Source organism: Streptococcus parasanguinis, assembly GCF_031582885.1.
Lineage (GTDB): Bacteria > Bacillota > Bacilli > Lactobacillales > Streptococcaceae > Streptococcus > Streptococcus parasanguinis_M.
The window spans coordinates 343,530-355,082 of record NZ_CP133988.1; the positions used below are offsets into that span (position 1 = coordinate 343,530).

Sequence of the window (11,553 nt, forward strand, 5' to 3'; positions counted from 1 at the left end):
ACAAGAACCTTGTTGTGGCAATTTCTTAAAGCGTTTTGGATAATTAACTGAGATTTTCATTTTCTGTACCTCATTTCTTATTGGATGAGTACAGTATACAAGAGAAACCTAAACGATTCCTTATAGAAAGCTTCAAGAAAACTAAAAGCTGAGGCGAAAAACACGCGGTTGTTTTTTGCTGCAAGCTGGTAACTGAAGATGGAGCCCTGTCTCATCTTGGCTCCAAGAAAGGAGCTGACTTTCTCCAAGGAGTTCCACCTTTTGAATGCGCGCATGAAGGATTCTCGGTTGCTTGAGATCATAGGCGAGAGACGGTAAGGTCAGCTCTTCTATCCTTCCACTTGGTTCCAGCTGGATAGCATAAAGAAAACCATCACGCATGGTATAGCGGAAATCTTGGCTGGTATAGAGTGGCGCTTGCCCATCTGAGAAGGAACCTTCCTGGGCCTCGGTCGGTCCGTCTGATGACACACGCCAAGGCCGACTCTGATAAATGGCTTCTCCATTTACCGCCAGCCAGTCCCCGATCTCTGTGAGGATGTCTTGGTCTTGCTCAGGGATCGTGCCATCTGCCTTGGGTCCAATATTGAGCAGAAGATTGCCATTTTTTGCCACAACATCAACTAAATTTTGTAGCAATTCCTTACTGGTCTTGTAGGCTAGATCCTGGGTATAGCACCAAGAATTACGGGCAATCGCGGTATCCATTTGCCACGGAAAGGCTTGCGTCTCTCCGTATCCTCCCCGCTCCATCTCAACGATTCCTGAACCGAAAGGGAGGGCATCCTGTTTGTAACAAACAGCCACCTTGCGATCCTCTTGTGCTGCTAGATTGTAATAATAAGCCAAAAAGCACATCAAGTAGGGACGGAAACTCTCATGCTGGATCCACCAGTCAAAATAAAGGAGCTCTGGCTGGTAGTTCCGCACCAGTTCACAGGTTCGCAAAAGCCAATCTTCCAAGAATTCTTTGCTTGGATAAGGCTTGGAAGTCAGATCAAAATGATCCTTGGGCTCTGGCTCCGCTGGCCAATAAAGGCTGTCTCTTGGGACTTCTTGCGGAATGTCACTAGTGAATTCCTTGCCATGTGAAAAGAAAAACTGGTGTTCTGCCCGGTGAGAGGACGTACAGAAGTGCAGGCCACGTTTTTCTGCTTCCTCCCTCAGCTCTCCTAAGATATCTCGTCTCGGCCCCATTTCTAAGCTATTATAAGGCGAGAGAGTAGAGGCATACATCTGAAAGCCATCGTGGTGCTCCGCAACTGGAAAAAGATACTGGGCCCCCGCTTTTTGAAAGAGATCTAGCCAAGATGCCGGATCAAAGCGATCGGCTGTAAATAGAGGAATGAGATCCTTGTAACCAAAGCTAGCCTGGTCTCCGAAATGCTCTCGATGATAGTCATAGCAAGGATTGCCTTGGATATACATATTTCGCGAATACCATTCCGAACCGAAAGCAGGTACACTATAGACGCCCCAGTGAATAAAGATCCCAAATTTGGCATCCCAATACCAATCTGGACAGACTTGATGGCTAAGAGAGTCCCAGCTTGGTTCAAAAGGACCTGACTGGACAACTTGATCAATCTCTTCAAGGCTTATCATTCTCTTCTCCTCTTTTCTTGTTACTACCTCTATTGTAACGAGAAAGCCTCGTTTGTAAAGACAAACGAGGAGAATGTTTAAAATAGTAGACAAAGAGCTTGATCTAGGAGAATCAAGCTGATGATGAATGAAATGAAGCTTCTAGCCCTTCACTGCTTGAGAAATAAAACGAGCGATGGCGTCTGTCTCCCCTTGGTGGAGAGCCTTAACGATTTTGGACCCCACAATCACTCCATCTGAGACCTTGTTGAAACGGTGAACATCCTCCATGCTGGAAACTCCAAAACCTGTTAAAACAGGAATGGACGCTATTTCGTGTAATTGGGCCAAGTGATGGTCCAAGTCATCTCGATAGCTACCAGCTTTCCCCGTCACTCCATTGACAGCAACGGCATAGATAAATCCTTCTGCATCATGGATCAATTTCTTCTGACGCTCGATTCCTGTGGTTAAGCTCACTAGCGGCACCAAAGCGATGTCGTTATCCACTAAGAGAGGCTCTACCAGATCTGCATGCTCATGAGGAAGATCCGGAATAATCACTCCCTTGACCGCTGTTCCTTCTACATCTCTAAAGAAGTTTTCAAGCCCATATTGGAACAAGGGGTTGAAATAGGTCATGATGACCAAAGAAACACTTGTCTCCAGACGCTGGATCGTTTGTACCAGTTCCTGTGTCGTCGTCCCATGGGCTAAACTTCTTAGTCCCGCCTCTTCAATCACAGGGCCATCTGCCACCGGATCTGAAAAAGGAATGCCAACTTCAATGGCTGAGACACCAAGCTCCTCCAAAAATTGGATGGTTTCCTGCAAACCTTCCAAGCCTTTTTCATGATCTCCTGCCATGATATAAGGAACAAAGATCCCTTGCTGCTGGTCTTTCAGCTTTTGTAAATGCTCTGTTAAGGTCTTTCCCATCTTACTCTCCTCTCTCTTGTTCTAGGCGGTCTTTGACTTGTACCACATCTTTGTCCCCACGTCCTGATAAGCAAACGATCATAGATTTTTCAGGCCCCATTTCCTTGGCCAACTTCACCGCATAGGCGATAGCATGGCTCGATTCCAGAGCTGGAATGATTCCTTCTACTTTCGAAAGCAATTGAAAGGCTTCTAGGGCTTCTTGGTCTGTCACAGGCACATAGGTTGCCCGCTTGATTTCATGGAAATAAGAATGCTCTGGCCCAATCCCAGGGTAATCGAGACCTGCCGAAATCGAGAAGGCTTCTAAAATCTGTCCATGGGCATCCTGTAACACATCCATCAATGCGCCGTGAAGGACTCCGGGACGCCCCTTGGTCAAGGTGGCTGCATGCTGGTCTGTATCTACCCCAAGGCCAGCAGCTTCCGCCCCATACATGGCAATAGAGGCATCCTCTACAAAAGGATAAAAGAGGCCAATGGCGTTCGATCCGCCTCCTACACAGGCTAGAACGGCATCTGGCAGCGCACCATCATTTTGCTCTGCAAATTGGCGTTTGGCTTCTCGACCGATGACACTTTGAAAATCACGGACAATTTCTGGGAATGGGTGAGGTCCTAGAGCAGAACCCATGATATAGTGGGTATCCTCCACATTTGCTACCCAAGCTCTGAGGGCAGCATTGACCGCATCCTTGAGAACCCGTGACCCATCTGTTACTGATTGAACCTTGGCGCCCAACAACTCCATCCGAAAGACATTGAGGGCTTGGCGTTTGACATCTTCTTCCCCCATGTAGATGGTGCATTCCATATCAAATAAAGCAGCTGCCGTTGCCGTTGCAACACCGTGCTGTCCGGCCCCTGTTTCTGCGATGATCTTCTTTTTGCCCATCCGATGTGCCAATAAAACTTGTCCTAGGGCATTATTAATTTTATGAGCCCCTGTGTGGTTGAGGTCTTCTCTTTTAAGAAAGATCTTGGCTCCACCGACATACTTGGTTAGATTCTTAGCATAATAGAGCGGTGTTTCCCGACCGACATATTGTTTCAGAAGCTGATCCAATTCTGCTTGAAAAGAAGGATCTGCTTGACTTTCTCTGTAGGCTTCTTCTAATTCTAAAACTGCTGTCATCAAGGTTTCAGGGACAAATCGTCCCCCGAACCGCCCGTAAAATCCGTTTTGATCTGGTTGTTTATATGCCATGCTTGACCCTTTCTATAAATCGTTTTATCTTTTCTTGATCTTTTATTCCATTTGTCTCGACCCCACTGGATACATCCACCGCATAAGGATGAAAGAAGCGAATGGCATCTGCTACATTGTCTTCCGTCAAGCCTCCTGCAATAAAGAAGGGCTTTGTAAAGTTTTGACTTTCGAGCTTTTGCCAGTCAAAGGTCTGCCCACTTCCTGCTACAGGAGCATCAAAGAGCAGATAATCGGCACTGGTCTCAGGAAGAGCTGCATCTTTCCCCACTTGAACAGCGCGAATCGTTTGTTGGGGAAGGTCTTGCAAGATGGTTTCATCCATCGGCCCATGCACTTGTATCAGGTCCAAGCCCACAACTTGGCAAGCTTGCTCCACTTCTTCTCTTTGTGGTGATACAAAAACACCGACTTTTTGAACCCCCTTTAGAATCCCTGTAGCCAACTGCCGAGCTTGTTCCAACGTGACTTGCCGTTTGCTTGGTGCAAAGACAAAACCAATGTAGTCCGCACCGGCTTCAACAGCCGTCTGCACGGCTTCTGGAGTGGACAATCCGCAAATTTTAACCTTTGTCAATCTGCAACTCCTTTACTTTTTCAGCCACATTGTCTGCCTTCATGAGGGCTGTCCCAACGAGAATGCCATTAAAATAAGGAGCCAGCATACGCGCATCTGCTGCTGTGAAAATAGCAGACTCCGAGATGTAAACCGGTTCTTGTTCAAAGCTTGTCGCCAATTCCAGGCTAGTATGAAGATCTGTCTCAAAGGTCACCAAGTTGCGATTATTGACCCCTATGATCTGAGCCCCAATCCGGTGAGCGATCTCTAGTTCTGTCAGATTATGGGTCTCCACCAAGACCTCCAGGCCAAGATGGGTCGCAAACTCATAGAGCTCCTTCAGACGAGCCTCTGGTAAGGCTGCAACTATCAACAAGATCACGGTCGCCCCTGCGTTTCGCGCCCGAATTATTTGCTTTTCATCCACAATGAAATCTTTGTTGAGGGTGGGGATACGCACCTGACTAGATATTTCCCGGAGATACTCGATACTGCCCTTGAAAAACACTTCATCGGTCAAGACAGAAATCATCACGGCCCCATTTTCTTCGTAAGTCTTAGCCTGCGCGACGATATCCACATCAACATGAATATCTCCCAGACTCGGGCTGGCCTTTTTCACTTCCGCAATGACCTGAAGCTTTTCTGGATGACTCTTTAGGTAATCATACAGGCGGTAGGTCTCGCGCAAAGGTTGGAGTTCCTCTTCTTTCATCGCAGCCACTTCACGCGCCTTTTCTTTTAGAATCTTTGGCAAGAATTCTTGACTCATTTTTGATACTCCTGTAATAATCTCAATTTCTCAAGGGCAGCCCCACTGGCAATCACTTCACGTGCCAAGGCAATCCCCTCCTTGATAGAATCTACCTTGCCGTTGGCATAAAAACCAAGGCCAGCATTCAAGACAGTCACTTCTAAGAAGGGACTCGCTTCATTCTTCAAGACACTGAGCAAAATTTCTGCATTGCGTTTGGCGTCTCCACCTCGTACTTGATCAATTTCAATGCGCTCCATTTCGATATCTTCTGGTTGAAAGCTGGATAAGGTAACCTGTCCATTTTCCAGAATAGCGAGCTGGGTTTCCCCATCAAGTCCTGCCTCGTCCAAGCCTTGTGGGCCACTCACCACTACTGCGCGTTTCCGACCCAAATTCTTTAGAATCTCCGCCGTGCTTTCCAGCATGTCAGGACGACTGGTTCCCAATAGCTGGCTTTCTAGAGGAATCGGATTGATAAGAGGACCGGTTAAGTTCATCACCGTTGGAACCCCTAGCGCCAAGCGGGCTGGCATAATATAGCGCATGCCAGGATGCAGATTTTTGGCAAATAGGAAGACAATCCCCGCCTTTTCAAACACTCGTCCCAAGTCTTCTGGACCCAAATCAAGGTTAATCCCCAGCGCTTCTAGTACATCCGCAGAACCGGATTTGGAAGAGATCGAGCGATTTCCGTGTTTCGCCATCTTGATACCACCACCAGCAAGGACGAAGGCAGCTGTTGTTGAAATATTGAAACTATACGAACGATCGCCCCCAGTTCCACAATTGTCCATCGCTCCTTGAACTTCAGTCGGAATAGCGACGGCATAGGCCTGCATCACTTTTGCAATAGCCGTCCGCTCTTCAACCGTTTCTCCCTTCATTTTGAGACCTAGAAGAAGGGCCGTCACCTGCGCTTCTGAAGCACGACCAGCAACAACTTCCTCCATGGCAGCTTCTAACTCTGCACTGGTTAGATCCATTCCTTCCGCTACTTTTGCAAGCACTTGTTTCATCTTCCGCTCCTTGACTAGTTTGACAAAATTTTCGATGGTCTTGAGCCCATCTGGCGTCCCGATACTTTCTGGATGGTATTGAAAACCATAAATTGGTAAGCTGCGATGTTGAATTCCCATAATCGCTTGATCATCCGTCGTCCGAGAGGTAATGACAAAATCCTCTGGCATGTCTTCAATCGTCAGCGAATGGTAACGCATGACTGGGACTTCTTTTGCGACACCCGCGTATAGCGGAGAGGGAGCTTCTAGCTGGATCTGGCTTTGTTTGCCATGCATGACCTGTGGCGCCAATCCCAAGCGTCCTCCAAAAACTTCCGCAATCGCTTGATGCCCCAAGCAAATCCCCAAGATTGGTTTGACCCCCGCGAAATCTCGGATCATCTCCTCCATCTTGCCCGCATCCTTTGGCCAACCTGGACCTGGAGAAAAGACCAAGGCATCTGCTTCTTGGCCAACTTGGTACAAATCCGGATCATCATTTCGAAGCACCTGGACCTCATCAAATTTTCCGATATACTGTGCTAAATTGTAAGTAAATGAATCGTAATTATCGACTAATAAAATCATCCTTCTTCTCCAATCCTTGTCATCGATTTTGCCTTATTGACGGTTTCTTGGTATTCATTTTCAGCGATCGAATCATAAACGATTCCTGCTCCAGCCTGCACATAAGCCTTCTTATTTTTGAGGATCATGGTTCGAATCGCAATAGCAAAATCGAGATCCCCCGTCACAGAGAGATAGCCAATAGCACCCGCATAGACGCCTCGTTTTTCTTTTTCTGCTTCATAGATTCGCTTCATGGCTCGAATCTTGGGAGCACCCGAAACGGTCCCCGCTGGAAGAGTTGCCTTCAGAGCCTCAATGGAGGCTAGTCCAGGAAGCAATTGACCCTTGACCACACTCGTCAGGTGCATCACATAACGGAAGAACTCCACTTCCATATATTTGGTCACTTCAACCGACCCATTTTGGGCGATACGCCCAATATCGTTTCGCCCTAGATCCACCAACATCCGGTGTTCTGCGACTTCTTTTGGATCCCCTGCCAAATCAGCTGCCAATTGCCGATCAGCCTCTTCATCGATCCCTCTGGGACGCGTACCAGCAATAGGATTGGTCGTCACTACTCGGTCCTTGACTGACACCAGACTTTCTGGACTGGCACCGATAATTTGGTACTCCCCAAAATCATAAAAGTAGAGATAATTCGAAGGGTTGGTCACGCGCAAATTGCGGTAATAATCCAATGATTTTCCTGAAAAATCAGCTGAAAAACGTTGACTAAGCACGCATTGGAACATATCTCCTTTTCGAATATAGTCCCGGGCTAGTGCCACCATTTCCTCAAACTCTTTTTGCTCCAAATGATTGTGGAAATGAAGCGCATGCAGGTCCTTGTCCTGAAACTCTTCTTTTGCAGGTCTTGCCAATTGTGCTAATACTTGCTCCAAGCTCGATGCTTGCTCTGCTTCACTCCGTCCACTATAGAGGTTCTCTTCCACCACATAGACCTTTTCCTTTTTGTGATCAAAAATCACATAGCTCTCATATAAGAAAAAGTGAAGATCTGGTGTGCCGATCGTATCTTCAGGAATGGAACCAATGTTCTCATAGAGGCCAATCAAGTCATAGCCGACAAATCCAATCGCCCCACCGTTAAAAGGAAGCTCTTCAGAAGTTTTCGTTTTGACCGTGATGCGATTCAAAAAGTCCAAAGGATCCTCTTCAACAATTTGATCATTGTAATAGAGGACGCCATTTTCAAACTTGACTTCACTGACTGGCCGATAGGCTACAATTGAAAAACGCGCATTCTCTTTTTCACGAGGGATCGACTCCAAGATCATTTTATGGGGCGCATCCAAACGCATATAAGCCAAAATTGGACTCAAAACATCAGCAGATAAAACTTTTTTCATATCAGAAACCTCTCTTCTAGAACTTATTTATTCTAATGAATTCAGCTGGCTAAGGCTAGCTGGGTTATCACACGTTCAATTTTCGCTTTGGGATCAATGTGCCTAAGCTCGCTTCGCTTGCTAAGGCTATCAAGGATATCCCACGCTCTGTTTTCGCTTTGGGATCTATGTGCCTAAGCTCGCTTCGCTTGCTAAGGCACATAGAAAAGCCCTCACACAAAAAACTGTGTGAGGGCGTGTTGTCCGCGGTGCCACCTCTTTTATAGGGAAAAATAGCTGGTCTTTCCCTACATCTCTATCTCCTCTATCAAGGAGTTGCACGGTAAGGGGTGCCAACCGAATTCACATGGGTTAGAATTCATTAATCATAACAGTCCAATTTTCATCAGTCGCTATTGCTTGTTCGCAATTCCCACAAGCTCCCTGAAAATAGCTGACTCATTACTTTTCTGTTGCTACCATTATAACCCTTTTTCTTAGAAAGTCAATAAAATTTTTAGTCTTTTTTTATACTTTTTTCTACACTTATTTAATAAAATCAGCTCAAAGAGCCCTAGCGTCCCGTCCTTTTTATCCCAACAATAGGATACTCAATAAAGCTAAAATTGCAGGACCACCTTGGGTCAAGATAATCTTTTTATTGGCTGTCATCGCACCGTAGGCTGCAGCTCCAATAATAAAAAGCACAAAAATCGTAACAACTTCACTATTTTTAGAGACAAACAATCCATACAAGAGGAACACCCCAATCAAGGCATTGTATATCCCTTGATTCTTAAATAAAGAGGTCACAGATGGGCGAGCGAGTTCTTCTTTATCCATGTTGAAAACCCGACTTGTGGTATCAGATGTGGTTCTGATGCTCTCCAAATAAAAAATATACAAATGCTCCAGTGCAGCAAGACTTGCTAAAATAATCGTCAGTAATGACATCGTAGATTCTCCTTTTTATTCAACTGTTATTTGTTCAATGCCAGATACTAATTTGTCCAGCAGGTAAGAAAATTGCTCTTGTTCTTGAGCAGTCAAAATCCGACTCATCTGTTCTTTCACCGCCACATGATGGCGAGGGGGATGTTTGACCAAACGATTATAGGCCGTATCCGTCAAATGAATTAGGATTTCCCGCTGATTCTTTGGATTTCGACTCCGATGGACAAATCCTTCCTTTTCTAATATTTTGAAATGCCGGGTTAAAGCCGCTGGATCAATCTGCAAGCGTTCCTGAACCGCGATCTGATTGCAAGGCGCTTGTTCTAATAAATCCTGCAAAATTTGATAACGTGTTAAGCTAATCCCTAGTCGCTTTTCAAATAACTGTGTAGTCGATTGATCTGCCAAACGTAGTTGGTAGAGCAAATCATTTATTTCTGCCATGTCCCTTCCTCTATTCTTTTTTGATAAATCAATAATTGACTAGTCAATTATAAAACATTTCATATCCTCTTGCAAGAAAAAGAGCCTGCACTGTTTTTTCGCACAAAAAAAGCCGCCTGATTTGGCGACTCTTAGGGAGATTATTATGAAAAAGAAAAGTTTTAGGATTTTTCTAAACAAAGTTAGGAGGTCTTTGTTTATGCTTCTATTATAGCGGACATTTCTTAAAGAAAGCTTACGACTTTATTTCAAAATGAAAACAAATTCTTTACAGATTCTTTTCAGCGTTTAAAATAACTGGAATATCTAGTAAGGTGTTCATCTGATGATTACCTTGATAGTCAGACGCCAAGAAATTGATACTCTGAATCTGGCTATTTCTTGCAAAGTCAATATCCAGGCTCCGATCCCCAATATAGTAGGTCTTTTCGGGCTCCAAGCCGTACTTCTCCATCAGATACATGGCAGCTTCTGGGTCAGGCTTGCGGGCAAAACCACTTTGACTGGTCAAAATCTCTGTAAAAAAAGATTCCAAGCCCAAATCCCGCAGGATGACAAAAGCATTCTCTCCCTTATGGGTATAGACAAACTGCTCGATCCCAGCATCCTTCCCCCAAGATAGGACATCACGCGCCCCCTCCATCAGAAGGACCTGGGCATTTTTCTCTGCTAGACTTTCAGCTCGACGATGATTCAAGTCAGTCACATCCAGATGATACTCCTCCGCCACGGCTACTAAAAGATCTTGAACCGAATGCTTCAAGATGTAATCTTTAATGCTAGCTCGGTCAAATGTAAGCTGATAAGTTGCATAGGTCTCCTCAAGACCTGCCAGAATCGCATCATAGGAATCCAGCAAGGTCCCATCCAAATCCCAAATAAAGGCTCGTTTTGTCATTTTTTCTCTCCTACTTTTCGTCTATATAGCTGACTCAAAAATAGCCAACGGAAGCCATTGTCGAGCAAGGTTCCAGTCCAGACCCCTGGAAGGCCAAAGCCAAGAGTTACTCCAAGCAGATAACCGGCTCCAATTCGAATGACCCACATGCCAATCGTCGTTGCATAAAATGGAAGTTTCCCATTTCCCAAGCCTTGCCAAACAGCTGTATAGATGACCGTTCCTGCTGTAAACGGCGTTCCTAACAAAGAAAAGAGGACAACCGATAGGCTAGCTTCGACTGCTTTTGTATCTTGTGTGTAGAGATGGGTCAGAAGGGTGCCCCCAAAAAAGATTCCCAAGGCAATGGGTAACATTAACACGAAGGACAACCAGTAAGACTGCTTTCGAAGGCGGGCAATCTGCTCAAGATCACCTTCACCCAGGCTCCGTGCCACGAGCATAACCGTCGCTGTGGCCACTCCAAATACAGGCATGTAGTTGAACTGGGTCAAGGTCTCTCCGATAGCATTTCCTGCGACTGCCTCGGTCCCAAAAGCAACCACGATCGCAATGATCACCACATCTCCAGCTCGCATCATCAGCCGCTCTCCGGCAGCTGGAAGTGCTAAGTTCAAGAGCTTACGATCCAATCCCCAACGAAGAGGTGCAAAGGGTAACTGGACCTTTCGCCACAAGAGGATGACGCCCACCAGACGGGCCAGCACTGTCCCTAAGGCCGCACCGACAATCCCCCAGCCAAAAAGGAAAATGGCCACAGAGGAGAATAAAGCATTCAAAACATTGGTCAACAGGCTCACATACATAGGAATACGTGGATTGTTGGCCACCCGAACCAAGGAGCCCAAGGTCGTCATCAATCCTAAGAGAACAATGGTCCCGCCGACCAAGGAAAGGTAAATCCCCCCGCTTTCGGCTACTGCAGCTTCAGTCCCCAACAGAGAAATCATCTGGCGTCCAAATAACAGCGAAGCCCCTCCTAAGAGAGCACTCAACAATAAGGTCACCTTCAGTGACTCTGTCGCATGGTAGGCAATGTTTTCTTGATTTTTTTCGCCCAAGCTTTTGGACATGACACTGGCAACCGCCGCACCCAGTGCCAAAAAGATGGCTTGATAGATGGTGATGATATTCCCTGCGACGGAAACACCTGAAATGGCAATCAAGCCCAGGTGAGCCACTAAATAAGAATCCACCATGCCCATCAGCATTTGTAAGAAATTTTCACCCATGGCAGGAAGGGCGATATTTAAGATTTTTTTGTATGAATTCATGCGTATATAAAAGAGCC

At 45.9% G+C, this 11,553-nt stretch carries 11 protein-coding genes and 1 pseudogene; all 12 read right to left on the bottom strand.

Translation table 11 applies throughout. The annotated features are described in order from the left end of the window. Positions 1–141: 141 nt before the first annotated feature. Entirely contained in the window at positions 142–1,605 is a 1,464-nt protein-coding gene (locus RDV49_RS01720; RefSeq protein WP_003009570.1) for an alpha-L-fucosidase, read from the bottom strand. 141 nt (positions 1,606–1,746) lie between these two features. Next, positions 1,747–2,523 carry a tryptophan synthase subunit alpha gene (trpA, locus tag RDV49_RS01725; RefSeq protein ID WP_003009567.1) on the bottom strand — a complete coding sequence of 259 codons (777 nt, stop codon included), beginning with the start codon at positions 2,521–2,523 and terminating at the stop codon, positions 1,747–1,749. A gap of 1 nt (position 2,524) precedes the next feature. Then, positions 2,525–3,730, bottom strand: a complete 1,206-nt coding sequence (trpB, locus tag RDV49_RS01730) for a tryptophan synthase subunit beta (protein WP_003009565.1) — start codon at positions 3,728–3,730, stop codon at positions 2,525–2,527. Further along, on the bottom strand, positions 3,720–4,307 hold the full coding sequence (locus RDV49_RS01735) for a phosphoribosylanthranilate isomerase (RefSeq protein WP_003009557.1): 588 nt from the start codon (positions 4,305–4,307) through the stop codon (positions 3,720–3,722). Before RDV49_RS01735 ends, trpB begins: the two co-directional genes overlap by 11 nt. Then, positions 4,294–5,061: an indole-3-glycerol phosphate synthase TrpC gene (trpC, locus tag RDV49_RS01740; protein ID WP_003009554.1), complete on the bottom strand. Its 768-nt coding sequence runs from the start codon at positions 5,059–5,061 to the stop codon at positions 4,294–4,296. The genes RDV49_RS01735 and trpC overlap by 14 nt, the downstream gene beginning before the upstream one ends. After that, the gene (gene trpD / locus RDV49_RS01745; RefSeq protein ID WP_037608450.1) at positions 5,058–6,062 is read right to left on the bottom strand and encodes an anthranilate phosphoribosyltransferase; all 1,005 of its coding nucleotides are present in this window, start codon (positions 6,060–6,062) and stop codon (positions 5,058–5,060) included. The genes trpC and trpD overlap by 4 nt, the downstream gene beginning before the upstream one ends. A 9-nt stretch (positions 6,063–6,071) precedes the next feature. Further along, positions 6,072–6,632 (bottom strand): annotated as a pseudogene (locus tag RDV49_RS01750) (aminodeoxychorismate/anthranilate synthase component II); the annotation flags it as partial. After that, positions 6,629–7,987, bottom strand: a complete 1,359-nt coding sequence (trpE, locus tag RDV49_RS01755) for an anthranilate synthase component I (protein ID WP_003009549.1) — start codon at positions 7,985–7,987, stop codon at positions 6,629–6,631. The pseudogene RDV49_RS01750 and the gene trpE, both read right to left, overlap by 4 nt. Before the next feature lie 570 nt (positions 7,988–8,557). After that, entirely contained in the window at positions 8,558–8,920 is a 363-nt protein-coding gene (locus RDV49_RS01760) for a DUF1304 domain-containing protein (RefSeq protein ID WP_003009544.1), read from the bottom strand. A gap of 15 nt (positions 8,921–8,935) precedes the next feature. Further along, the gene (locus tag RDV49_RS01765; protein ID WP_003009542.1) at positions 8,936–9,364 is read right to left on the bottom strand and encodes a MarR family winged helix-turn-helix transcriptional regulator; all 429 of its coding nucleotides are present in this window, start codon (positions 9,362–9,364) and stop codon (positions 8,936–8,938) included. A 268-nt stretch (positions 9,365–9,632) separates the two neighbouring features. Further along, positions 9,633–10,262, bottom strand: coding sequence for an HAD-IA family hydrolase (locus RDV49_RS01770; RefSeq protein ID WP_003009539.1), 630 nt, complete (start codon positions 10,260–10,262; stop codon positions 9,633–9,635). Next, entirely contained in the window at positions 10,259–11,536 is a 1,278-nt protein-coding gene (locus tag RDV49_RS01775; protein WP_003009536.1) for an MATE family efflux transporter, read from the bottom strand. The genes RDV49_RS01770 and RDV49_RS01775 overlap by 4 nt, the downstream gene beginning before the upstream one ends. Positions 11,537–11,553 lie beyond the last annotated feature (17 nt).